At 68.9% G+C, this 23,759-nt stretch carries 22 protein-coding genes and 2 pseudogenes; 16 read left to right on the plus strand and 8 right to left on the minus strand.

The window, feature by feature from the left end; all coding sequences use genetic code 11:
* Positions 1 to 678 (minus strand): annotated as a pseudogene (locus tag QN345_RS04505) (hypothetical protein); the annotation flags it as partial.
* A 201-nt stretch (positions 679 to 879) separates the two neighbouring features.
* Here QN345_RS04505 and sucC point away from each other — a divergent pair.
* From sucC to QN345_RS04550, 9 genes are all read left to right on the plus strand, one after another.
* On the plus strand, positions 880 to 2,049 hold the full coding sequence (sucC, locus tag QN345_RS04510; protein WP_134449962.1) for an ADP-forming succinate--CoA ligase subunit beta: 1,170 nt from the start codon (positions 880 to 882) through the stop codon (positions 2,047 to 2,049).
* A 13-nt stretch (positions 2,050 to 2,062) separates the two neighbouring features.
* Entirely contained in the window at positions 2,063 to 2,950 is an 888-nt protein-coding gene (sucD, locus tag QN345_RS04515; protein WP_134449963.1) for a succinate--CoA ligase subunit alpha, read from the plus strand.
* A 120-nt stretch (positions 2,951 to 3,070) separates the two neighbouring features.
* Positions 3,071 to 4,456 carry a DUF6350 family protein gene (locus QN345_RS04520; RefSeq protein WP_322188398.1) on the plus strand — a complete coding sequence of 462 codons (1,386 nt, stop codon included), beginning with the start codon at positions 3,071 to 3,073 and terminating at the stop codon, positions 4,454 to 4,456.
* Positions 4,457 to 4,465: 9 nt separating this feature from the next.
* Positions 4,466 to 5,026, plus strand: coding sequence for a phosphoribosylglycinamide formyltransferase (purN, locus tag QN345_RS04525; RefSeq protein WP_323508473.1), 561 nt, complete (start codon positions 4,466 to 4,468; stop codon positions 5,024 to 5,026).
* The gene (purH, locus tag QN345_RS04530) at positions 5,023 to 6,699 is read left to right on the plus strand and encodes a bifunctional phosphoribosylaminoimidazolecarboxamide formyltransferase/IMP cyclohydrolase (protein WP_322137186.1); all 1,677 of its coding nucleotides are present in this window, start codon (positions 5,023 to 5,025) and stop codon (positions 6,697 to 6,699) included. Before purN ends, purH begins: the two co-directional genes overlap by 4 nt.
* Before the next feature lie 82 nt (positions 6,700 to 6,781).
* On the plus strand, positions 6,782 to 7,981 hold the full coding sequence (locus QN345_RS04535; protein WP_322137187.1) for a mechanosensitive ion channel family protein: 1,200 nt from the start codon (positions 6,782 to 6,784) through the stop codon (positions 7,979 to 7,981).
* A gap of 61 nt (positions 7,982 to 8,042) precedes the next feature.
* Complete coding sequence (gene ddaH, locus QN345_RS04540) at positions 8,043 to 8,831, plus strand: dimethylargininase (RefSeq protein WP_322137188.1); 789 nt, start codon at positions 8,043 to 8,045, stop codon at positions 8,829 to 8,831.
* A 473-nt stretch (positions 8,832 to 9,304) separates the two neighbouring features.
* Positions 9,305 to 11,239 (plus strand): ABC transporter ATP-binding protein, encoded by a 1,935-nt coding sequence (locus tag QN345_RS04545; protein WP_134559055.1) that lies wholly within the window; start codon positions 9,305 to 9,307, stop codon positions 11,237 to 11,239.
* Positions 11,236 to 13,041 (plus strand): ABC transporter ATP-binding protein, encoded by a 1,806-nt coding sequence (locus QN345_RS04550; protein WP_322137189.1) that lies wholly within the window; start codon positions 11,236 to 11,238, stop codon positions 13,039 to 13,041. The genes QN345_RS04545 and QN345_RS04550 overlap by 4 nt, the downstream gene beginning before the upstream one ends.
* Before the next feature lie 105 nt (positions 13,042 to 13,146).
* Here the strand turns inward: QN345_RS04550 and QN345_RS04555 are convergent, their stop codons facing one another.
* Both QN345_RS04555 and QN345_RS04560 read right to left on the minus strand, forming a co-directional pair.
* Positions 13,147 to 13,641, minus strand: coding sequence for a PTS glucose transporter subunit IIA (locus QN345_RS04555; RefSeq protein WP_322137190.1), 495 nt, complete (start codon positions 13,639 to 13,641; stop codon positions 13,147 to 13,149).
* Positions 13,638 to 13,871 carry a glucose PTS transporter subunit EIIB gene (locus QN345_RS04560; protein WP_134449968.1) on the minus strand — a complete coding sequence of 78 codons (234 nt, stop codon included), beginning with the start codon at positions 13,869 to 13,871 and terminating at the stop codon, positions 13,638 to 13,640. The genes QN345_RS04555 and QN345_RS04560 overlap by 4 nt, the downstream gene beginning before the upstream one ends.
* Before the next feature lie 262 nt (positions 13,872 to 14,133).
* Between QN345_RS04560 and QN345_RS04565 the strand changes: the two genes are divergently transcribed.
* From QN345_RS04565 to nagA, 4 genes are all read left to right on the plus strand, one after another.
* A complete protein-coding gene (locus QN345_RS04565; protein ID WP_322137191.1) occupies positions 14,134 to 14,880 on the plus strand; it encodes a GntR family transcriptional regulator in 747 nt (248 codons plus the stop codon).
* A gap of 56 nt (positions 14,881 to 14,936) precedes the next feature.
* Positions 14,937 to 16,181 (plus strand): PTS transporter subunit EIIC, encoded by a 1,245-nt coding sequence (locus QN345_RS04570; protein ID WP_322137192.1) that lies wholly within the window; start codon positions 14,937 to 14,939, stop codon positions 16,179 to 16,181.
* Between the two features lie 83 nt (positions 16,182 to 16,264).
* Entirely contained in the window at positions 16,265 to 17,050 is a 786-nt protein-coding gene (locus QN345_RS04575; protein ID WP_134449971.1) for a glucosamine-6-phosphate deaminase, read from the plus strand.
* A 4-nt stretch (positions 17,051 to 17,054) separates the two neighbouring features.
* The gene (nagA, locus tag QN345_RS04580; RefSeq protein ID WP_322137193.1) at positions 17,055 to 18,191 is read left to right on the plus strand and encodes an N-acetylglucosamine-6-phosphate deacetylase; all 1,137 of its coding nucleotides are present in this window, start codon (positions 17,055 to 17,057) and stop codon (positions 18,189 to 18,191) included.
* A 19-nt stretch (positions 18,192 to 18,210) separates the two neighbouring features.
* Here the strand turns inward: nagA and QN345_RS04585 are convergent, their stop codons facing one another.
* Genes QN345_RS04585 through QN345_RS04600 form a run of 4 tightly spaced genes read right to left on the minus strand, consistent with a single transcriptional unit; the run spans position 18,211 to position 19,942 of the window.
* Complete coding sequence (locus tag QN345_RS04585; RefSeq protein WP_198413389.1) at positions 18,211 to 18,648, minus strand: cupin domain-containing protein; 438 nt, start codon at positions 18,646 to 18,648, stop codon at positions 18,211 to 18,213.
* Between the two features lie 32 nt (positions 18,649 to 18,680).
* Positions 18,681 to 19,100 (minus strand): cytoplasmic protein, encoded by a 420-nt coding sequence (locus tag QN345_RS04590; protein WP_322137194.1) that lies wholly within the window; start codon positions 19,098 to 19,100, stop codon positions 18,681 to 18,683.
* 43 nt (positions 19,101 to 19,143) lie between these two features.
* Complete coding sequence (locus tag QN345_RS04595) at positions 19,144 to 19,467, minus strand: MGMT family protein (protein WP_322137195.1); 324 nt, start codon at positions 19,465 to 19,467, stop codon at positions 19,144 to 19,146.
* A gap of 22 nt (positions 19,468 to 19,489) precedes the next feature.
* Positions 19,490 to 19,942: a GNAT family N-acetyltransferase gene (locus QN345_RS04600; RefSeq protein WP_134449973.1), complete on the minus strand. Its 453-nt coding sequence runs from the start codon at positions 19,940 to 19,942 to the stop codon at positions 19,490 to 19,492.
* 153 nt (positions 19,943 to 20,095) lie between these two features.
* Between QN345_RS04600 and QN345_RS04605 the strand changes: the two genes are divergently transcribed.
* A complete protein-coding gene (locus tag QN345_RS04605; protein WP_322137196.1) occupies positions 20,096 to 21,310 on the plus strand; it encodes an NADP-dependent isocitrate dehydrogenase in 1,215 nt (404 codons plus the stop codon).
* Here QN345_RS04605 and QN345_RS04610 read toward each other — a convergent pair.
* Positions 21,307 to 22,146: a putative protein N(5)-glutamine methyltransferase gene (locus QN345_RS04610; protein ID WP_322137197.1), complete on the minus strand. Its 840-nt coding sequence runs from the start codon at positions 22,144 to 22,146 to the stop codon at positions 21,307 to 21,309. The genes QN345_RS04605 and QN345_RS04610 overlap by 4 nt on opposite strands.
* 115 nt (positions 22,147 to 22,261) lie before the next feature.
* Between QN345_RS04610 and QN345_RS04615 the strand changes: the two genes are divergently transcribed.
* Complete coding sequence (locus QN345_RS04615; protein ID WP_322137198.1) at positions 22,262 to 22,852, plus strand: hypothetical protein; 591 nt, start codon at positions 22,262 to 22,264, stop codon at positions 22,850 to 22,852.
* 147 nt (positions 22,853 to 22,999) lie between these two features.
* Positions 23,000 to 23,759: pseudogene (locus tag QN345_RS04620) on the plus strand (NADH:flavin oxidoreductase); the annotation flags it as partial.

A 23,759-nucleotide genomic window follows, 5' to 3' on the forward strand; every position in this document is an offset into this window, starting at 1 on the left:
GGAAGACCTGAAGTTCGAGCTCGCCGAACCGCCCCGCACCCTGTTCAAGGACGAGGTGCGTGCGATCGGCGCGCGCGAGAAGACGGCCATCCGCTGCCCGGTCGTCCACGCGGCGAGGCCGCCGAGCGCGCCGGGCAGCCCGGAGCAGACCAGCGCCCCGTCGACGTAGCACTGCCGGGCGAGCAGGTCGATGCCGAGGTTCGCGACCGTCGCGACGAGCAGGAGCGTCAGCAGCACGCCGAACAGGCGGATGACCCCGGCCCGGACGCTGAGGCCGCGCGGCACCGCCTGGGTCGGGAGCCTCCAGCACCAGGCGGCAGCGTTGGCGATCGAGAACGGGAGCAGCAGGGCCCAGCCGATCCGGGCGAGTGCGGCGATGACCGCCCAGACCGGCCCGGCCCCACCGGGGGTGCTGCGCACCAGTCCGCCCCAGGAGTATGCCTCGCGGCGGATCCGGCGAGGGACGTAGCCGCGCTGCTCCGCGGCATCGGCTGCCCGGCGATGACGCCGGAGGGAATCTGGAGTCGGCGTCCAGAAGCTGCCGAGCACATCGCCGGCGGCGAGCTCGACCTCATCCGGCGGCAGGTCGAGCAGGGCGAACGGCGAGGTGTTGTTGATGCCGTGCACCCGCAGTTCGAGAACGTGCGGGGGAGCGGATGTCCTGAACGGTCCGGCCATGCGCGGTCCTTCCGGGCGGCGGGGGGTGTGGCTGGCATGGTACTGCCGTCCGGAAGGTTTGGCGAGGCAGGGGCATGTGGGACGCTAGAGTTTGAACTGGTCAGATTGTCTCGACGTCGAGCTACATTCGATGGCGGACGCTGTGCCGGCACACCCCTCGTACCCAGCAGGAACGCTAAGACGCGGATTGGACAAAGCAGCGTGGACCTTTACGAATATCAGGCAAGAGACCTGTTTGAGCAGTATGGAGTCCCGGTTCTGCCGGGCATCATCGCGGACACACCCGAGGAGGTGCGCGCCGCAGCGGAGAAGCTCGGCGGTGTCGTCGTCGTCAAGGCCCAGGTGAAGGTCGGCGGTCGCGGCAAGGCGGGTGGCGTCAAGGTCGCCAAGACCCCCGACGACGCCTTCGCGGCCGGCCAGGCGATCCTCGGACTCGACATCAAGGGCCACACCGTCAACCGGGTCATGGTCGCCGGCGGCGCGCGCATCAAGCAGGAGTTCTACTTCTCGGTGCTGCTCGACCGGTCCAACCGCTCGTACCTCTCGCTCGCGAGCTACGAGGGCGGCGTCGAAATCGAGGTTCTCGCCGTCGAGAAGCCCGAGGCGCTCGCCTATGTCGCGATCGACCCGAACCTCGGGATCGACCTCGAAACGGCCCGGCGCATCGCGGTCGAGGCGAAGTTCCCCGCCGAGCTCGTCGAGAAGGTCGCCCCGGTCTTCGTGCAGCTCTACAACGTTTTCAAGGGCGAGGACGCGACTCTCGTCGAGGTCAACCCGCTTGTCCTGACCGAAGAAGGCGACATCATCGCCCTCGACGGCAAGGTCACCCTCGATGAGAACGCCGGCTTCCGCCACCCGAAGCACGCCCTGCTCGAGGACGCGGCAGCCGCCGACCCGCTCGAGGCCAAGGCCAAGCTCAACGACCTCAACTACGTCAAGCTCGACGGTGTCGTCGGCGTGATCGGCAACGGCGCCGGTCTCGTGATGTCCACGCTCGACGTGGTCGCGTACGCGGGCGAGAACTTCGGCGGCGTCAAGCCGGCCAACTTCCTCGACATCGGCGGCGGAGCATCCGCTGAGGTCATGGCGGCCGGACTCGACGTCATCCTCGGCGACCCGCAGGTCAAGAGCGTCTTCGTCAACGTCTTCGGCGGCATCACCGCCTGCGACGCGGTCGCCCGCGGCATCGTCGGCGCGCTCGCCGAGCTCGGCAGCGCCGCGAACAAGCCCCTCGTCGTGCGCCTCGACGGCAACAACGTCGAGGAAGGCCGCCGCATCCTCACCGAGGCCAACCACCCGCTGGTCACCTTGGCCGCCACCATGGACGAGGGCGCCGCCAAGGCCGCCGAGCTCGCCTACGCCGCGAAGTAAGGGATTTTCGAACATGTCTATCTTCCTCAACAAGGACTCCAAGGTCATCGTCCAGGGCATCACCGGCGGTGAGGGCACCAAGCACACCGCCCTCATGCTCAAGGCAGGCACCCAGGTCGTCGGCGGCGTCAACGCCCGCAAGGCCGGCACCACCGTCGTGCACGGCGACGTCGAACTGCCCGTCTTCGGCTCGGTCGCCGAGGCGATCGAGAAGACCGGGGCGGATGTCTCGATCGCCTTCGTCCCACCGGCCTTCACCAAGGACGCCGTCATCGAAGCCATCGACGCCGAGATCCCGCTGCTCGTCATCATCACAGAGGGCGTCCCGGTGCAGGACTCCGCCGAGTTCTGGGCATACGCCAAGGCCAAGGGCAACAAGACCCGCATCATCGGGCCGAACTGCCCCGGCATCATCACGCCGGGCGAAGCGCTCGTCGGCATCACGCCGGCGAACATCACCGGCAAGGGCCCGGTCGGCCTCGTCTCCAAGTCTGGCACCCTGACCTACCAGATGATGTACGAACTGCGCGACCTCGGCTTCTCGACCGCGATCGGCATCGGCGGCGACCCGATCATCGGCACCACGCACATCGACGCCCTCGAGGCCTTCGAGAACGACCCGGAGACCCTCGCGATCGTGATGATCGGCGAGATCGGCGGCGACGCGGAGGAGAAGGCGGCGGACTACATCCGGGCGCACGTCACCAAGCCCGTCGTCGGCTACGTCGCGGGCTTCACGGCGCCGGAGGGCAAGACCATGGGCCACGCCGGGGCGATCGTCTCCGACGGCGCAGGCACCGCCCAGGGCAAGAAAGAGGCCCTCGAGGCCGCAGGGGTCAAGGTCGGCAAGACGCCGAGCGAGACCGCGACCCTGCTGCGCGAGGTTCTCGCCGCACTGTAGACCGGCATCCGCTCGCAGAGCCAGAAGAGGGGGCCCGCCATCACGGCGGGCCCCCTTTTTTTCGCGCGTCACGGCGGGGGCGCGCGGGCCGGTCAGGCGGGCGAGGTAGGCTCCCACCGGATGAACCGCTTAACGACAGCCCTGCTCGCCGCACTCGAGGCGCTCATTGTCGTAGCCATCGGAGTGGGCGTCTCCCTGGTGCCCCTGACCATCCTGTGGGCCACCCAGTACGGCCTCGCGGTCGACTGGCTCGTCTTCTGGCGCGCTTCGGTCACGGTCTGGCTGCTCGGCAACGGCGTCGACCTCGCCGTCCAGCTCGACCCCACCGTCGTCGCCGCGCTCGGCCTGCCCGGCGCGGAGGCCCCGTTCTCGCTCACGATCGCGCTCCTCGGCTTCGCCGTGCTCGCCCTGTTCCTCGGCAGGCACACCGGCCGCCGCGCGGCGGACTCGCCGCACCGCTGGACCGGCGTCCTGACCGCGATCCCCGTCTACGGGCTGCTCGCGACCCTGCTCACCCTCACCGTCGGCACGGATGCCCTGCAGCCGTCGATCCCGCAGGGCGTGCTCCTGCCCACGGCCGTGTTCGCCGCCGGGGTGTTCATCGGCGCCCGCCACCGGACCGAGTCGCCAGAGCATCCGGTTGCCGGTCAGGCGCCTCACCTGCAGGGAGCCTCCGCTCACCCGGCTTCCGCTCACCCGGCTCCTGGTCGCCCGGCAACCGGCCGTCCGGCCTGGCTGCGCGCCCTTCCCGCGCTCCCGGCCCTTCCGCGGTCGCCCCGGCTGCCCGAGGTGCCCGCCGAATGGCGCTCGGTTCTGGCCGGAGCCCTCCGTGCCGGCTTCGGCGCCGCGACCGGAACGGTCGGCGTCGCGGCCCTCGCCGTCTTCGTGCTGATCCTCGGCAACTTCGCGACGATCATCGGCCTCTACGAGACCGTGCAGGCCGGGGTGATGGGCGGCATCACCCTGACGATCGCCCAGCTCGCGCTCATCCCCAACCTCGTGATCTGGGCGGCAGCCTGGTTCGTCGGGCCCGGCATCGCCGTCGGCATCGGGTCGAGCGTGTCCCCGGTCGGCACCGTCCTCGGCCCGGTACCCGGACTGCCGCTGCTCGGCGTGCTCCCGCACGGCAGCCTCGCCTTCGGGTTCCTCGGGCTGCTCGTGCCCGTTCTGATCGGCTATCTCACGGCTTTCGCAACCCGGCAGCGCCAGCACCGTGCGGGCGAGCCCGGCGCCGATCGCGGCCGGCTGGCTCTCACCGGAGCACTGGCCGGTGTCGTCGCCGGCATTGTCCTCGGATTGCTGGCCTGGTGGTCCGGAGGGGCCCTCGGTCCAGGCCGGCTCGTGGACGTCGGGCCGAACCCCTTGCTGGTCGGCGCTTTCGCCGCGCTCGAGGTCGGCGTCGCCGCTGTTCTCGGAATGCTGACGCCCCCGATCCGGCGGCGCGGGGCCACCTCCGGCGCCACGGCCCCCGCCGCGGCCCCACCGGCGAGGACCGGCAAACGATAGGCTCGTCCAGTGCTGTCATTGGTCGTATTGATTTCCGGCGGGGGATCCAACCTCCGTTCCCTCCTGGAAGCGTGCCAGGACGCCGAGTACCCGGCGCGGGTCGTCGCGATCGGGGCAGACAGGGACGCGGACGGCCTCGACCTCGGTGAAGAGTTCGGCGTGTCCACCTTCACGGTTCCGTACAGCTCGTTCGCCTCCCGCGAGGAGTGGGGCGACGAACTGCTCGCCGTGATCCGGCAATGGACGCCGGATCTCGTCGTGCTCAGCGGCTTCATGCGTCTCCTGCCCGCCAGGGTCGTCGCCGCACTGACCCCGAACCTCCTCAACACGCATCCGGCCTACCTGCCCGAATTTCCAGGAGCCCACGGGGTGCGCGACGCGCTCGCCGCCGGCGTCCCCGAGACCGGAGCCAGCCTCATCGTCGCGCAGGAGCGGGTGCCGGTGCTTCAGGACGACACCGAGGACTCCCTGCACGCCAGGATCAAGATCGTCGAACGGCGCCTGCTCGTGCAGGCCGTTCTCGACATCGCCAACGGAAACACGAACCTCAAGGAGCACTCCCAGATATGAGCGGGCACAGCAACGACCAGAGCCTTTACCGCGAACGCGATGTCGTCCCGGTGCGGCGGGCGCTCATCTCGGTGAGCGACAAGACCGGCCTGGTCGAGCTTGCTGCGGCCCTCGTGGCGACCGGCGTCGAAATCGTGTCGACGGGGTCGACCGCGGCGAGCATCCGTGCCGCGGGCTTCGCCGTGACCGATGTCGCCGCCGTCACGGGCTTCCCGGAGTCCCTCGACGGGCGGGTCAAGACCCTGCACCCCGGAGTGCACGCCGGCATCCTCGCCGACCTGCGGCTCGCCGCCCACGAGGCCCAGCTCACCGAGCTCGGCATCGCGCCCTTCGAACTCGTCGTGGTGAACCTCTACCCCTTCGTCGAGACCGTGAACTCCGGCGCACCCGCTGCCGAGGTCATCGAGCAGATCGACATCGGCGGCCCCGCACTCGTGCGCGCCGCGGCGAAGAACCACCCGAACGTCGCGATCGTGGTCGACCCGGAGAACTACGGCGAGATCGTCACCGCCGTCTCCGCAGGGGGAACGACGCTCGAGCTGCGCCGCAAGCTCGCCTCGCTCGCCTTCGAGCACACGGCCGGCTACGACCTGAGCGTCTCCGCATGGTTCACCGAGAACGTCTACGACCAGTGGCAGGACGACACCGAGGCCCTCGATGAGGCCATCCTCGACGAGTTCGACGCCGTGATCGGCACCGCCTTCGACGACGAGGGCCCCTTCCCCGGCACCCTCGCGATCGAGGCCACCCGCGGCAGCGTGCTGCGCTACGGCGAGAACTCGCACCAGGCCGCCGCGCTCTACCTCGGCGAAGGCGGAGAGGGCATCGCCCAGGCGGTGCAGCGCCACGGCAAGGAGATGTCCTACAACAACTACGTCGACGCCGATGCCGCCGTGCGCGCGGCCTTCGACTTCGCCGAACCGGCCGTCGCCATCATCAAGCACGCCAACCCGTGCGGCATCGCCGTGGCCAACACCAAGGCGCCGGATGCGATCGCCTCGGCCCACAAGCGGGCTCACGACTGCGACCCGGTCTCCGCATTCGGCGGGGTCATCGCGGCCAACCGAATCGTGACCCTCGGCATGGCCGAGACCGTCAGCCAGATCTTCACCGAGGTGCTCGTCGCACCCGGCTTCGAACCGGCCGCGTTCGAACTGCTCAGCCAGAAGAAGAACATCCGCCTGCTCGAGCTTCCGGAGAACTACCACCGTTCCTCGCTCGAGCTTCGCCAGATCTCCGGCGGGTTGCTCGTGCAGGAGACCGACTCGTTCGAAGACTTCGACTCCTCGACCTGGACCCTTGCCGCCGGCGAGGAGGTCGACGCGGCCACCCGCGCCGACCTCGAGTTCGCGTGGAAGGCGTGCCGGTCCGTGAAGTCGAACGCGATCCTGCTCGCCCGCTCCGGGGCATCCGTCGGCGTGGGCATGGGCCAGGTCAACCGGGTCGACTCGTGCCACCTCGCCGTGCTGCGCGCCGGGGACAGGGCCGCCGGCTCCGTCGCGGCCTCCGATGCGTTCTTCCCGTTCGCCGACGGACTGCAGGTCCTCCTCGAGGCCGGGGTCACCGCGGTCGTACAGCCAGGAGGTTCGGTGCGCGACCCCGAGGTCATCGCCGCTGCCGTAGAGGCCGGCGTCGCGATGTACTTCACCGGAGAGCGCCACTTCTTCCACTGATCCGCGGAGGCTCCTGCCAGCGGGGTCTGGCACGATGGAAGGGTCCGGTTCGCTAGTCGGCGGTCCGGTCGAAGGGACACCCGTGCCGCTGCTCGACGGTTTCATCGAACCCACCTTTCTGATCGCGTTCGTCGTCGCGGTGATCAGCGCCTTTGTGATCACCGCGGTCGCCGCGCTCGTCTTCCGGATGGCCGCGCGCAAGCGGGCCTGGGCGCGCGCGTTCATCCGCCTGTGCCGGCGTCCCTTCCGGATTGTGATCCTGATCGGCGCCCTCTGGATCGTGACGTCCGTGTACCTGACGACGACGCCGGACCTGACCCTCGCGGTCGACTTCATCATGCGCGCCCTGTTCATCGCGGCGGCGACCTGGCTCGTCGCGGCGCTGATGTACTTCTTCGAGGAAGTCATCGCCGCGCGGTACCGCATCGACGTGCGGGACAACCGGGTGGCCAGGCGGGTCCGCACCCAGCTGCGGATGCTCCGCCGGATCAGCGTCGTCGTGGTCATCGTCTGCGCGATCGGCACGGTGCTGCTCAGCATCCCAGGGGCCGCTGCGGTCGGGGCGAGCCTCTTCGCCTCGGCGGGTCTCCTGAGCGTCGTCGCCGGCCTCGCCGCCCAGTCGAGCCTCGCCAACGTCTTCGCCGGCATGCAGCTCTCCTTCAGCAACGCCCTGCGCGTCGACGACGTCGTCATCGTCGAGAACGAGTGGGGCCGGATCGAGGAGATCACCCTCACCTACATCGTCGTGCACATCTGGGACGACCGCAGGATGGTGCTGCCCTCGACCTATTTCACGACGACGCCGTTCCAGAACTGGACGCGCCGCACGAGCGAACTGCTCGGCTCCGTCGAGTTCGACGTCGACTGGAGGGTCAGCACCGGGGCCATGCGCGAGGAGCTGAACCGGATCGTCGTCCAGACGGAGCTCTGGGACCGGCGCGTTGCCGTGCTGCAGGTGACGGATGCCGTCGGCGGCTTCGTCCGCATCCGTGTTCTGGTCTCGGCCGGGGACGCCGCGATGCTCTGGGACCTGCGCTGCATCGTGCGAGAGAACCTCGTCGGGTGGCTCGTCGCCGAGAACCCGGACGCACTCCCGCTCGGCCGCGTCGAGGTTCGGCAGCCGGCCCGCCGCCCCACGACGTCGGCCACGAGCGCCCCGAGGGAACAACGCCCCGTCACCGAGGCACCCGGCCTGTTCTCCGGAGACTCCGAAGCCGTGCACCGCGGCGAGGAATTCACCCGCTCGATGCCGATCCAGGAGATCAGCGACAAGAAGCTCTGACCGGCGGGGCACCTGCGCGCGGCCGGCGAAGCCGCACCCGGCGAGCCCATACACTGTCGGGATGGACATCCCCGCATTCGAACCCGCCGCTCGCCGGATCGCCCTGGTCCGTCGCCCCGCCGACAACCTCGCCGAGGGCCAGCTCACGCACATCGAGCGCGTCCCCGTCGACCTCGGGCTCGCCCGCACCCAGTGGGCCGGCTACGTCGCAGCGCTCGCCGCGGAGGGCTGGGACGTGATCGAGGTCGAACCGGCCCCGCTGCTCCCTGACTCGGTCTTCATCGAGGATGCCGTCATCTCCTTCGGCGACATCGCCGTGCTGACCAGCCCGGGGGCCCCGAGCCGCCGGGACGAGACCGCGGGGGCGGAGGCCGCCGTCCGCGGCCTCGGCATCCCGGTGCACCGCCTCGCGCTGCCCGGCACCCTCGACGGCGGCGACGTACTCAAGATCGGCCGGACCGTGTACGTCGGCCGCAGCCTGCGCACGAACGACGCCGGCATCGACCAGCTCCGCGACATCCTGGTCCCGCGCGGTTACACCGTCGTCGCGGTCCCGATCAGCAAGGTGCTGCATCTCAAGTCCGCCGTCACCGCCCTGCCCGACGCGACCGTGATCGGCTATCCGCCCCTCGTCGACGACTCGACGGTGTTCGAACCCTTCCTGCCCGTCCCGGAGGAGTGCGGCACCGCTGTCGTTGTGCTGGCCCCGGACGCGGTGCTGATGTCGAGCGCGGCCCCGCGCTCGGCCGCCCTGTTCGCCGCCCGCGGTTACCGCGTCGTCACCGTCGACATCTCCGAATTCGAGAAGCTCGAGGGCTGCGTCACCTGCCTGAGCGTACGCATCCGCTGACCGGGAGTCCGCGGACCCGACTCTCAAAGAGGTGCTTGCGCCGACGCACGGTGGGGTCGTAGTCTGGAAGGCTGCCTGACACGGGGAGCACAACGAGGATTCGACGCGCTCAGGAGGCCGACATGACACAGACAGCACAGCCACAGCTCGCTGGGAATGCGATCACCGGCGCTGGCTCTGCCGTGGGCGTCCACGACAACGCGGCCTAGCCACTCCATCCGCATCGCGCGTCGGCTCCCTCCTCCAGCACCCCGCCCGTAACCCGCAGCCCGCGACCGGCGTCCCGTCGTCGCGACCGTATGGAAGCGCCCAGCTTCCCGCCCGCCGTCGAACGCGACTCCGACGCGACTTCTTCGACTCCTCGACGCCCAGCGCACCCCGCTGGCGTCCATCGGCACCATGTATCCGAACAGGCTCCACTCGTGACCCAGATCACACCAACCACTCCCATCGAAACCACACCACCCACTCCCATGGACACGACTCCGAACCCACCGACCGCCTCGACGCCACCCAGCACACCTGCTGCCACACCGGCAGCGGCCCCTGAGCAGCCCGGGAAGCGCGCGAGCACGCTGCGCACCCTGCTGCGCCTCTTCCCCTACGTGCGACCCGCGTTGCCCCGGCTCGTGCTGGGCATGATCGCCGCGCTCCTGGCCGCGGTCGTCGCCCTCGCGATCCCGCAAGTGCTGCAGGGCCTCGTCGACGGCGCCCTGTCCCGGCAGGACCCCGCCGGAATCTGGCCCGCCGTGCTGGTCGTCCTCGGCCTCGGCGTGCTCGAGGCCATCCTGATCGCCCTCCGCCGCTGGTTCGTGCTGGTCCCGGGCACCCACGTGGAGGCGAGCATGCGGAACGCGCTCTACGCGCGCCTGCAGGACCTGCCGGTTTCCTTCCACGATCGCTGGCCGAGCGGACAGCTCCTGTCCCGCGCGGTGAGCGACCTGAACCTGATCCGGCGCTGGATCTCCTTCGGCCTGGTCCTCCTGGTCGTCAATATCGTCACGATCGTGATCGGCGCCGCCGTGCTGGTCTCGATGAACTGGATCCTCGGCGTCGTTTTCATCGCCTGCTCGATTCCGCTCTGGATCGTCGGGTACCTGTTCGAGGAGAAGTACTCCGTCGTGGCCCGGCGCAGCCAGGACCAGGCCGGCGACCTCGCGACGGCCGTCGAGGAGTCCGTGCACGGCATCCGCGTGCTCAAGGCGTTCGGGCGCGGCGGTTTCGCGCTCAAGAACTTCTCGCAGCAGGCGGAAGACCTTCGTGGCACCGAGATCGAGAAGGCGCGCGCGATCGCCGGCATCTGGCTCTGGCTCCTGATGGTGCCCGATGTCGCGTTCGCGCTCTGCCTCGTGGTCGGAGTCTGGCTCGCCGCCCAGGGTGACCTCAGCGTCGGTGGCCTCGTCGCATTCTTCGCGACGGCGACCGTGCTGCGCTGGCCGGTCGAATCGATCGGGTTCCTGCTGTCGATGACGTTCGACGCCCGCACGGCGACCGACCGGTACTTCGACGTGCTCGACGCCCCAAACAGCATCACGGACCCCGACAGGCCCGTCACGCTCGCCGAGCCGCGCGGCCGACTCGCCTTCGAGGACGTGCACTTCCGCTACCCCGACTCGCCGGCGCGCTTCCCCGACCTGCTCGACGGCGTCAACCTCGTGCTGCAGCCGGGGGAGACCATGGCCCTCGTCGGGCTGACCGGCTCGGGCAAGTCCACCCTCACCGCACTCACCACCCGCCTCTACGACGTCACCCAGGGCGCGGTCACGCTCGACGGTGTCGACGTGCGCTCGCTCGGCCGCGAAGACCTGCGCGGCCACCTCGCGATGGCGTTCGAGGACGCGACGCTGTTCTCGGCATCCGTGCGCGACAACGTGCTGCTCGGCAGGCCGGAGTTCGCCGAGCGGTCGGCGGCAGCGGATGCCGCGCTCGAGGAGGCCCTGCAGGTCGCGCAGGCCGGCTTCGTGCGTGACCTGCCCGACGGCGTCGACACCCTCGTCGGCGAGGAGGGCATGAGCCTCTCCGGCGGCCAGCGCCAACGGATCGCGCTCGCCCGCGCGGTCGCGGCGAAGCCGGCGGTGCTCGTGCTCGACGACCCGCTTTCCGCGCTCGACGTCGACACCGAGTCCCTCGTCGAGGCCGCCCTCCGCGAGGTGCTCGCCTCGACGACGGCGCTCATCGTCGCGCACCGGCCGTCGACGGTCACCCTCGCCGACCGGGTCGCCCTGCTCGAGGACGGCCGGATCACCGCGGTCGGCCGGCACTCCGAGCTCCTGCGCACCAACGAGCACTACCGGTTCGTCATCTCGAGCCTCGAAGACGAAGAACGGCGCGACGCCACCAGGCAGGTCGCCAGGGACGAATCGGCCGCACGGACAGAACAGACCGAGCGAGAGGAGGCCGCACGATGAGCGTCACCGGAGTCGAAGGCGAAGAACGCAACAATTTCACCGCGTCCGAAAGCAAGCAGATCCGGGCGCGCTCGCTGCGCCTGCTCGGTTCCCTGCTCCGCCCGGTGCGCTGGCGGGTCACCGCGGCGATGCTCGTCGTGGTGCTCTCGACCGCGGCCCAGGTCGCCGGTCCCGCCCTCATCGCGTTCGGGATCGACAAGGGACTGCCTGCCCTCCTCGCCCAGGACTGGCTCCCGCTCGCGGCGACCGGCGGGGTCTACCTCCTCACCGGCGTGATCGGGGCGATCCTGATCGCCTGGTACACGATGATGTCGGCCAGGATCAGCCAGGCAGTGCTGATCGACCTCCGCAAGCGGGTGTTCCTGCAGACCCAGCGGCTCAGCCTCGAGTTCCACGAGTCGTACACCTCCGGGCGGATCATCTCCCGGCAGACCAGCGACCTCGACGCGATCCGGGAACTGCTCGACTCGGGTATCAACCAGCTCGTGCAGGGCGTGTTGTACATGGCCTTCACGGCGATCGCGCTCGTGAGCCTCGACGGCGTCAGCGGGCTGGTGCTGCTCGGGTCCCTGGTGCCGCTGTTCGCGCTCACCCGCTGGTTCCAGGTGCGGTCGCAGACGTTGTTCCGGCGGTCGAGGACCGCATCGGCGAGCCTGATCGTGAAGTTCGTCGAGACGATGACGGGCATCCGCGCCGTCAAGGCGTTCCGGGCGGAGAGACGCAACGAGGAGGTCTTCGGCGAGCTCGTCGAGGACTACCGAAAGGTGAACGGCCGGGTGATCCAGCTGTTCGGCATCTTCGACCCCGGCCTCATCCTGATCGGCAACGTCGCGGTCGCCGTCGTGCTCCTGCTCGGCGGATTCCGCGTCGTCGACGGGCAGCTCGCGATCGGTGCGCTCCTCGCGGCGCTGCTCTACACCCGGCGGTTCTTCGATCCGATGGAGGAGATGGCGATGTTCTACAACTCGTACCAGTCCGCCGCGGCGGCGCTCGAGAAGATCTCCGGCGTGCTCGAGGAACTCCCCGGCGTGCCGGACCCGGTTGCCCCCGTCGACCTGTGGGAGGCGCGCGGCGCCGTCACCTTCACCGGGGTGCGCTTCGAGTACCAGTCCGACCGGGTGGTTCTGCCGACCTTCGACCTTGCGATTCCCGCAGGGCAGACGATCGCCCTCGTCGGCTCGACCGGGGCAGGCAAGTCGACGCTCGCGAAGCTGATGGCGCGGTTCTACGACCCCACCGACGGCCAGGTGCTGCTCGACGGGGTGGACCTGCGCCGGCTGCACCCCAAGGACCTCCGTCGCGCCATCGTGATGGTCACCCAGGAGGCGTACCTGTTCAGCGGTTCGGTCGCCGACAACATCGCGATCGGCAAACCGGACGCCTCTCCCGCCGAAATCGTGGCGGCGGCGCGTGCCGTCGGCGCGCACGAGTTCATCGAGAACCTTCCCGGCGGATACGACACCGACGTGAACAAACGCGGTGGCCGGGTGTCCGCCGGGCAGCGCCAGCTGATCTCGTTCGCGAGGGCCTTCCTCGCCGACCCGGCGGTGCTGATCCTCGACGAGGCGACGTCCTCGCTCGACATCCCGAGCGAGCGGCTCGTGCAGCAGGCGCTGCAGACCCTCCTCGCCGACCGCACGGCCGTCATCATCGCGCACCGGCTGTCCACGGTCGCGATCGCAGACCGGGTGCTCGTGATGGAGCGCGGGATCATCGTCGAGGACGGCGCGCCCGACGACCTGATCGACGGCACCGGACGGTTCGCCCAGCTGCACGCGGCCTGGCGGGAATCACTCGTGTAGCGGCATCCGCACGCGTTCACAGCGGATGCCGGTCCGCGAGAGTACGAAAATGGCCCCTTCGCTGCGCGCGAAGGGGCCATTTCTCCGCTCTCGCGGAACAGCCCGTCAGGAGGTGACGGTGAGGAAGAGGTCGCCGGCGGCAAGGTCGGCGCCGTCCGTGACGGCATCGGCGAGGTCGATGTTCTCGTGCGTGCGCTCGAGGATGATGACCGGCACGATGGGATTGCGGCCGCCCGCCTCGACGGCCGCGGAGTCCCAGGTCACGATCACGTCGCCGGCTGCAACCTGATCGCCCTGCTTCGCCCGCAGGGTGAATCCCTCGCCGCGGAGCTCGACCGTGTCGATGCCGAGGTGGACGAGGACGCCGATCCCGTCGGGGGAGAGGATCACAAAGGCGTGCGGGAAGACCTTGAGCAGCCTGCCGCTGATCGGCGCAATCGCGTCGACCATGCCCCGCGGCGGGTCGATCGCGGCGCCGGGACCCACGATCGCCTGGGCGAACGTGGGATCGGGGACCTCGGCGAGGCCGACGGCGCGACCGGGCACGGGCGCGAGGACGACGACGGGCGTCACGAGGACGACGGGAGCCCCACGGCTCACAGGAGGTCTTCGATGTCTTCGGCGAGGTTGTCGGCCTCTGGTCCGACGACGACCTGGACGATGGTGCCGGACCGGAAGACGCCGTGGGCGCCGGCCGCCTTGAGCGCAGGCTCGTTCACGAGGGCGGGGTCCTTCACCTCGGTGCGCAGTCGGGTGATGCACGCCTCGATCTCGACGAGGTTGCCTGATCCGCCGAGGCCGGCGAGGATTTGCTCCGCTTTGGTGCTCATGGTGTTTCCTCCAGTGATGGTGGGCCGGGAACCGGCTGCAGCGGCTTGGATACGCGCGAAGCGTTCCGGCCGTGAGCCAAGTCTGCGCCCTGTCTGATTCGGTTTCGGGTGTTCTCGGAGAACCCGAGCGGCTGGGGGTCTTGACAAGCAGGGTGCCGCGGCTTCATCATCGAACTATTGGATCGTACCAGTACGGACCACAAAGCGAAAGTGGTCCTATGCTGGTATCTACACACCCCAACCTTTCGGAGGACGCAGCGAGATGACCGACATCGATGAGGCCCCGGTTCTGGAATCAGGACCGGTCTCCAAGCACGCCCAGCTGCGCTCGATCCTGGAGGAGCTGGTCGAGACCAGCCTCGCTCCCCACGCCGCGATCCCGCCGGAGCGGAAGCTCATGACGCGGTACGGAGTCAGTCGCTCGACCGTGCGCGAAGCGATCCGCCAGCTCGTCGAGGAGGGCGTGCTCTACCGGGTGCAGGGCAAGGGCACCTTCGTGGCCGGCGAACGCGTGCAGAGCGACCTGCACCTCGCGTCCTTCACGGAGGACATGCGCCGGCGCGGCCTCGTCCCCGCGACGATCGTGCGTTCGTCCCGGTTGATCGAAGCGCCCCTCGCGGTACGGGCCGCCCTCGGACTCGGCGCGGGCGCCCAGGTGCTGGAGATCGAAAGACTCCGGCTCGCCGACGGGGTGCCGATGGCACTCGAACGCGGCTACTACCCGGCAGAGCTGCTCCCCGAGCTCGGCGCCAAAGACCTGACCCGGTCCCTGTACGCGACGTTCGCGACCGAGTATGGCCTGCGTATCGACAACGCGGAACAGGCCGTTTGGGCGGAGGGCGCCGACGCCCTGCTCGCGGCTACCCTCGGCATCGCCGCCAATGCCCCCGTGATGGTCTTCCGTCGGACGTCGTCCGCCGGGTCCGCCTTCCTCGAACACGTCACCTCGTGGTACCGCGGCGACCGCTACCAGATTCACATGACCCTCAACCTGCAGCACCAACCCTGACCCACAGACCATCCACGCAACATCCATACCGACAACGCACCACCAGGAGGAAATCAATGTCCAGCATCACCGCCGACGCCGGGACGAAAAGGCCGTTCCCCGGCCTCGCGCAACTTCAACGAGTCGGTCGCAGCCTCATGCTGCCGATCGCAGCACTCCCCGCGGCAGGACTCCTGCTGCGCCTCGGCCAGCCCGACCTGCTCGGGCGCATCCCGGGCTTCGAAACCGGTGCCGCCGTCATCGCCTCGGCCGGCGGTGCGCTCTTCGACGCCCTGCCGCTCCTCTTCGCGGTCGGCGTCGCTATCGGCTTCGCAAAGAAATCCGACGGTTCGACAGCCCTGGCCGCCGTCGTCGGCTACCTCGTCTTCTCCAAGGTCGGAGAGGCAATGTCGCCCCTGGTTCTCGGACTGCCCGCAGAGGGCGGGAAGCAGGTGCTGGTCAATTACAGTGTCCTCGGTGGCATCCTGATCGGCATCACGTCGGCCCTGCTCTGGCAGCGGTTCCATCGGATTTCTTTGCCGAGCTACCTGGCCTTCTTCGGCGGCCGCCGGTTCGTCCCGATCATCACCGCAGGCACGGCGCTGGTACTGGGAGTCCTGCTGGCCTTCGTCTACCCGGCCTTCGCGACCGGTCTCTCCGGCTTCGGCGAGTTCGTCTCCTCGAACAACATCTGGGGCGGTTTCCTCTACGGCACGACCAACCGGCTGCTGATCCCGGTCGGGCTGCACCACATCCTCAACTCGGTGATGTGGTTCGTGATCGGCGACTTCAACGGCGCCCACGGTGACATCGCCCGGTTCTTCGCCGGCGACCCCACCGCCGGCTCCTTCATGACCGGGTTCTTCCCGATCATGATGTTCGCGCTGCCGGCCGGCGCCCTCGCCATCTGGCAGGAAGCCAAGCCGTCCCAGAAGAAGATCGTCGGCGGCATCATGCTCTCCGGTGCGCTGACCGCCATGCTCACCGGCGTCACGGAGCCCCTCGAGTTCTCCTTCATGTTCGTCGCGTTCCCGCTCTACCTCATCCACGCGGTGCTGACCGGTTCCTCGCTCGCCCTCGTGAACGCCCTCGGGATCAGGGACGGGTTCACCTTCAGCGCGGGCACGTTCGACTACGTGCTCAACTTCGGCCTGGCCGAGAAGCCGCTGCTGCTCATCCCGATCGGGCTCGCGTACGCCGGTATCTACTACTTCCTGTTCCGCTTCGTGATCCGCAAGTGGAACCTGAAGACCCCCGGTCGCGGCGAGGACGAGGTTCCCGACGCGACAGTGCCCGACTCCGCGTCGTCCACGACGGTCTAATCCCACCAACGCCGGGGTCGCGGGCGAGCCCGTGACCCCGGCAGCACCACCACGCACCATCATTGTGAAACTGGAGCAGAACATTGGCTGAAGTAATCGTCCTCGACACCGAGACCGCAGCGGGAACGCTTGCTGCGGCATCCATCCGTGCCCTGATCATGCGCAAGCCGGATGCCGTCCTCGGCCTGGCCACCGGGTCCACGCCGCTCTCCGTGTACGCGGCGCTCGCAGCCTCCCTCGCGGAGGAACCCCTCGACATGTCCCGCGTGCGCGGCTTCGCCCTCGACGAATACGTCGGGCTGCCCGCAGGGCACCCGGAGAGCTACCGCGCCGTCATCACCCGCGACGTCGTCGTGCCCCTCGGTCTCGACCCCGCGAACATCCGCACCCCGAACGGCGACGTGGCCACCCTCGAGACCGCGGGACTCGACTACGAGGCCGCCATCGTCGCGGCCGGCGGCGTCGACGTGCAGATCCTCGGTATCGGGCAGACCGGTCACGTCGGCTTCAACGAGCCCGGCTCCTCCTTCGCGTCCGTCACCCGGATCAAGACCCTGACCGAGAAGACCCGGATCGACAACGCGCGCTTCTTCGCCTCTCCCGATGACGTGCCGATCCACTGCATGACCCAGGGCCTCGGCACGATTCGCCGCGCCAGGCACCTCATCCTGCTCGCGTTCGGCGAAGAGAAAGCGGATGCGATCGCGTCCGCCGTCGAGGGACCGGTCTCATCGAGCAAGCCCGGTTCGGTCATCCAGCTTCACCCGCACGTGACCGTCCTCGTCGACGAGGCCGCGGCATCCCGCCTCGCCAACCGGGACTACTACGCATACGCATACGCCCACAAGTACGCCTGGCAGGGAATCTAACCCCGTGGCCGACTCGATTCTGCTCAGCGCCGGCACGGTCGTCGCCGCGGACGCCGTGCACACCCCGGGCTGGGTCGAGGTCAGGGCCGGACGGATCATCGCCGTCGGCGCCGGCCTCCCGCCGCGCGTCGCCGATGCCCACTACCCGGACGGGATCCTCGCCCCCGGCTTCGTCGACGTGCACAATCACGGCGGTGGCGGATTCAGCTTCAACGATGCCGACACGGAGATCGCGGCGGCCGGGATCGCGGCGACCCACCGGGAACACGGCACGACCACGCTGATGGCGAGCCTCGTCACGGCACCGCTCGATGAGATGGAACGCCTGGTGGCCGGCCTCGCCGACCTCGTCGATTCCGGCCTGCTCGCAGGCATCCACCTCGAAGGACCCTGGCTGAGCCCGATCCATCGGGGCGCCCACACGGCGGAACTGCTCCGGGTGCCCGACAGGGGCAGCATCGACCGCCTCATGCGCGCCGGCCGCGGCACGGTGCGCATGGTCACGATCGCCCCTGAGCTCCCTGGCGGGCTCGACGCCGTCCGGCGGATCGTCGGATACGGCGCGGTCGCCGCGATCGGCCACACCGACGCCAATGACGCCATGACCAGGCAGGCGATCCAGGCGGGGGCCACGGCGGGCACGCATCTCTTCAACGCGATGCGTCCCCTGCACCATCGGGAACCCGGGCCGTCCCTCGCTCTGCTCGAGAACCCCGCCGTGTTCGCCGAACTGATCGCAGACGGGGTGCACCTGCATCCCGCGGTCGTCCGCTTCATCACGCAGAGCCCGTCGCGACCGGTGTTCGTGACCGACGCGATGGCCGCGGCCGGGGCGGACGAGGGCGAGTACACCCTCGGCGGCCTCCCCGTTAGCGTGCTGGACGGTGAAGCGCGCCTCGCGGACGGGACGATCGCCGGCAGTGTCCTCACCTTGAGCGAGGCCGTCCGGTTCGCCGTGCACGCGGCAGGGGTCGACCTCGCCACCGCGGTGCGAGCGGCCACGCAGAACCCGGCCGACATGATCGGCCTCACCGACTGCGGCCGCCTCGCCGCGGGGCAGCCGGCCGACCTGATCGTCCTCGATGCCGGGCTCTACGTCACCGCGACCATGCGGTCAGGCGACTGGTGCCTGCCGGCCTGAGCCGGCAGGGGAGACCGGCCTAGGCGAAGCCCCAGGCCTTCTCTTCGTCGCTCGAGGCGTCCGACAACGGGATGCCGATCAGCGGGCGCGGCGCCGGCCCGAGCGGGTGCAGGCTGGGATCGGGGGCGCGCACGGCCTGTTCCTTGAGCTCGACGAAGATCGCGTGGGTCGGCGTGGTGCCGATGTTCACGCCGGCGTGTTCCTGGGCGGGGAGCCAGGCGGTCTCGCCGGCCGGGAGTTCGACGTCGACCTCCCTGCCTTCGAAGGAGAGCCTCCGGGAGTATGCGCTCAGCGTGATCATCACGCTGTCTGGGTGCTCGTGCGGGTTGGTGGTGTCGCCGGGGGCATCGAGGAATTCGAGCACGCGAACGCGGTCGTTTTCGAGCAATACCCGGTAGACGCCGGGATCCGTCACGAGCGGATCGAGGGACTGTGTGGCGTTCTGTTCACTGGACATGCCGCACGCTAACACCGTTTGCCTGCGACTCGCTAGGAGAAGCCCCAGACGTTCGCCTCATCGTCGGTGTCCGGCGCAGACGGGGCGGCGGACTGCGGCCCGAGCGGCGGCTCGTCCGTGCGCCCTCGGGGATGCCGCGCCGGCTCCTTGAGTTCGATGAAGATCGAGTGCGTGTCGGTATGGCCGGTGTTCGCACCGGTGTGTTCCTGGGCGGGAAGCCATCGCGCGACCCCGGCGGGAAGCTCGACGTCGACGGCGCGGCCGTCCGACGAGATCCGCCGGCTGAATTCGCTCAGGGTGACCATGACGCTGTCCGGATGCCGGTGCGGCGCGGTCGCGGCACCGGGCGTGTCCCGGTATTCGAGGACGCGTACCCGCTCATTCTCGAGGATCACCCGGTAGAGGCCGGGATTGGTGACGACGGGGTCCTGAAAGCCTTCTTCACTGTCCATGCCGGCACCGTACCCGGTGCCGGCGGTGCCCGCGAGGGGCAGGTCAGGTCGGTGACCAGCGCGCAGCCCGGTAATCGACCCGGTAGCCGGACTCCGCGGTGCCCAGGAGGACGAGCGGGGTGCCTTCTTCGCGGTAGTGCGGCAGCGCCCTGGCCTCGTGTGCGACCGGCGGGTGGCCGCCGGCCCGGATCACCCGCCACCAGGGGACATCCGCCCCATAATGCGCCATGATCTGGCCGACGACACGGGCGCCGCGAGAGCCGAGCACCGCCGCGACGTCGCCGTAGGTCATCACCCGCCCGGCGGGAATCGAGTCGACGATGCCGAGGACATGCGTGACGAAGTCGCTGTCGGGGGCGAGGCGCATGGCCGGCGGGACCGTCTGGTCGCTACAGCTTGAGCGAACCGATCATCTCGCCGTATGCCGTCTCGCCGATGTCGACGAAGCCGATCCGGTGGAAGAACGACTCCGGGCCTTCTTCGCCGGGTTCCCAGATCACGGTGATGTGGTCGAAGCCCCGCTTCCTGGCCTCCTGGGCGAGTGACTCTGCTGCGAATTTGCCGACGCCCTTGCCCTGGGCGCTCGCGTCTACGTTGATCCTCCAGATGCAGGCCCGGAATTCCTCGTGCTCCGAATCGGGGTCGAAGTTGCCGTGGATGAACCCGGCCACCTCGCCGTCGAGCAACACGACGCGCTGCCACGCGGTCGCGGGATTGATCACGGAAGCCGCCACCGCATAAGAGACGGGAGCGATGTACAGCTCCTGGCCCGGTTTGAGACTGAGGCTATTGGCCGCAACAATGTTGCGTGCGGACAGTTCTTCCAGACGTAGTTCACCCATGGCAACAGGCTAACCTGCGGCCGACCGGCGTGGTAGTCGGGTTTTGTGCGCCGGGCAGGACCGGACTGGAAACTGTCTCGATGTCGAGACAGTTGCGGGGGCCTTGTAGAATTGGCTCGGCCACGTGGCCGGTACCATTCTGAGGAGAATTCATTGGCGAAGATCAAGGTTGAAGGCACCGTCGTCGAGCTCGACGGGGACGAGATGACGCGCATCATCTGGCAGGCCATCAAGGACACGCTCATCCACCCGTACCTCGACATCGACCTCGAGTACTACGACCTGTCGATCCAGAAACGCGATGAGACCGACGACCAGATCACGATCGACGCTGCCCACGCCATCCAGAAGCACGGCGTCGGCGTGAAGTGCGCGACCATCACCCCGGACGAGGCCAGGGTCGAGGAATTCGGCCTCAAGAAGATGTGGGCGTCTCCCAACGGCACGATCCGCAACATCCTCGGCGGAACGATTTTTCGTGAGCCGATCATCATTTCCAACATCCCGCGCCTGGTTCCCGGCTGGAACAAGCCGATCATCATCGGACGCCACGCCTTCGGCGACCAGTACCGCGCCACGAACTTCCGCTTCGAGGGTGAGGGCACGCTCAGCATGACCTTCACACCGAAGGACGGCTCGGAGGCGCAGACCTTCGAGGTCTTCCAGTCCCCGGGCAGCGGTGTCGCGATGGGCATGTACAACCTCGACAGCTCGATCCGTGACTTCGCCCGTGCCTCGCTCAACTACGGCCTCGTGCGGAACTACCCGGTCTACCTGTCGACCAAGAACACCATCCTCAAGGCATACGACGGCCGGTTCAAGGACATCTTCCAGGAGATCTTCGACACCGAGTTCAAGGCCCGCTATGAGGCTGCCGGCCTCACCTACGAGCACCGCCTGATCGACGACATGGTCGCATCCGCCATGAAGTGGGAAGGCGGCTACGTCTGGGCCTGCAAGAACTACGACGGCGACGTGCAGTCGGACACCGTCGCGCAGGGCTTCGGCTCGCTCGGCCTGATGACGAGCGTGCTCTCCACTCCCGATGGCAAGGTCGTTGAGGCAGAGGCAGCGCACGGCACCGTGACCCGCCACTACCGCCAGCACCAGCAGGGCAAGCCCACCTCGACGAACCCGATCGCCTCGATCTATGCCTGGACCCGCGGCCTCTCGCACCGGGCCAAGCTCGACGGCAACCCGGCGCTCGCCGAGTTCGCCGAGACCCTCGAGGACGTCGTCATCAAGACCGTCGAAAGCGGCCAGATGACCAAGGACCTCGCATTGCTGGTCGGCCCGGAGCAGGGCTACCAGACGACCGAGGAATTCCTCGCCGCCATCGGGACGAACCTGCAGACGCGCCTGGCCTAACCGGCCCCGCTCGTCCGGGAGAGGCCCTCGACCCCTGGGGTCGGGGGCCTCACCCGTGTGCCGATCACAACGGTTCCGTCGACGTCGTCGTGGTGCGCGGTACGGGGGAGCAGGCCGTTCCTGGCGAACAACGCGCTCGTCACCGGCGCCTGGCGCGCACTCGTCTCGATCAGGAGATGGCCGCCGGGGGCGAGCCAGCCTGCCGCCGCCGCCGCGACCCTTCGCTGCACGTCGAGCCCGTCAGAACCGCCGTCGAGCGCCAGCCGGTGCTCGTGCACCCGGGCCTCCGGCGGCATCCGCTCGATGGAGCCGGTCGGCACGTAGGGCGCGTTGACGAGCAGGAGCGCGATCCGACCGCGCAGGGCCAGGGGCAGGGGGGCGAAAAGATCGCCCTCGACCACGGTTCGGCCAGGGAGGTTGACGCGGGCGCAGCGGACTGCGACCGGGTCGAGGTCCGCCGCCAGGAGGTCGAGCCCCAGCCCCGGCAGGGTCGAGAGCAGGGCGGCACCGACCGCTCCCGTGCCGCAGCAGAGGTCGACGACGATCGCACCGGGACCGGCGAGCCCGGCGGCCTCGCGTACGAGCGCCTCTGTGCGTCGCCGCGGCACGAAGACCCCGGGTTCGACGTGCACCCGCAGCCCGCAGAACAGCGCCCAGCCGAGGACGTACTCGAGCGGCTCCCCGCCCACCCTGCGCTCGAGCAGGTCCTCGAGCTCGTCCGCCGACCGGGCCTCGCCAACGAGGAGCTCCGCTTCCTCCTCGGCGAAGACGCATCCCGCCGCGCGGAGGCGTTCGACGACGCCGGGGAAGGCCGCGGCGGGATCGACAGGGGACATCGGAACCTTTCGGGTATTGCGCGCGGCATGCGCACGGGAGTCGAATGCCCATAAAATCAGTGCAGGAGACATAGTTTCTCACCTGGACGAGAAAGCGGCGCGGCATGGCACCTGAATGGCATTCGGTGTCCCGCACGCGACCCTCGCGTCGGATGCGGCGCCGCGGGTGAACGCCATGGAACGGATCATCGACGAGGGCCTCCTCATCGCCCTCTCCGCGGTGCGGATGGCCGTGAAGAACCACATCATCGTCGGGGCTCTCCGCGAGCACGACAACTTCGACGAATCGTCCTACCGGACGGTCGCGCGCGATGAACTGCTCCTTCTTGCGGCGCAGAACGAAGAGGATGCCGCCCGCGTCGCGCAGGAAAGACGGGAACTCGCGTCCCGGCGCTGGTCGCAGGGCTTCACCGAGGATGAGCGGCTCGACATCGGCAGGCTCGGCCGCCGTCGTCGCGCCCACAAGGGTCTCGCGCTCATCCTGCACGCGGTCGCGGACGACGACAAGAAACTGGCCGCGATCGTCGAGGACGCGCAACACGACGCGAGTTATGAGATCCGGAAGGCCCTCGCCGCACGCCTGATCCGCCAGACGATCGACGGCCACGCCCCTGGCTACGCGCGGATGCGTGAGGAGCGGATCAAATACCTGCTCGCGATCGACTTCGCGATGCTTCGGGACCGGACATCCGGAACGAATCCATAGCGATTCTTCGGTTTTCACTCTGGCGGCTCACCTAGGATTGAAACAATTCAGGTCGTTGCTCTTGCTCCATTTTTCCCGCCCGATTTCCCGCCCGGGATGCGCCCCAGGTCGACGACGACCATCGGTCATCGCACGGGAAAGAACACCATGACAGGCTTCGCACACGTCCTCAAACCGGGTCGCATCGGTACCCTCGAACTCCCGAACCGGGTGATCATGGCGCCGATGGGCACCGAGATGGGCACCCCGGAGGGGCTCTTCACCGCTCAAGAAATCGCGTATTACACCGAACGCGCCCGCGGGGGCACTGGCCTCGTGAGGACCGGCATCAGCGCCGTCTCCGAGGACTACGAGACGCTCAACGCCGGACTCTGCTGCGTGCACACCGATGCCGCGCTTCCGGGCCTCACCGCCCTCGCCGACTCGATCCACGCCGTCGGCGGGCTGGTCTCCCTGCAGCTCACCGCGGGCCTCGGGCGCAACATCAACGTGATCGACCCGGACCGGCTGCCGATATCCGCCTCCGACAACCCGCACTATGCAGACCCGAGCGTGCTCTGCCGGCCGCTCGAGATCGACGAGATCCACCTGCTCGTCCGCCGCTTCGGCGAAGCCGCTGCCCGCGCCGCCGCCGCGGGGATGGATGCGATCGACATCCATGGCCACACGGGCTACCTGATCGACCAGTTCATGAGCGCCTGCTGGAACCGCCGCACGGATGTCTACGGCGGCAGTGTCGAGAACCGCTGCCGGTTCGCGACCGAGATCATCGCCGCCGTCAAGGCCAACGCGCCCGGCCTGCCCGTCAGCTTCCGCCTCTCTGTCAACCACCGTTTCGCCGGCCGGACCGGACGTGTGGTTCGCAGTGCTGCCATGAGAGACTCCTTTGTCTGGTGTTGTGCGTTTC

Source organism: Cryobacterium sp. 10I1 (assembly GCF_035019805.1).
Classification (GTDB): domain Bacteria; phylum Actinomycetota; class Actinomycetes; order Actinomycetales; family Microbacteriaceae; genus Cryobacterium; species Cryobacterium glucosi.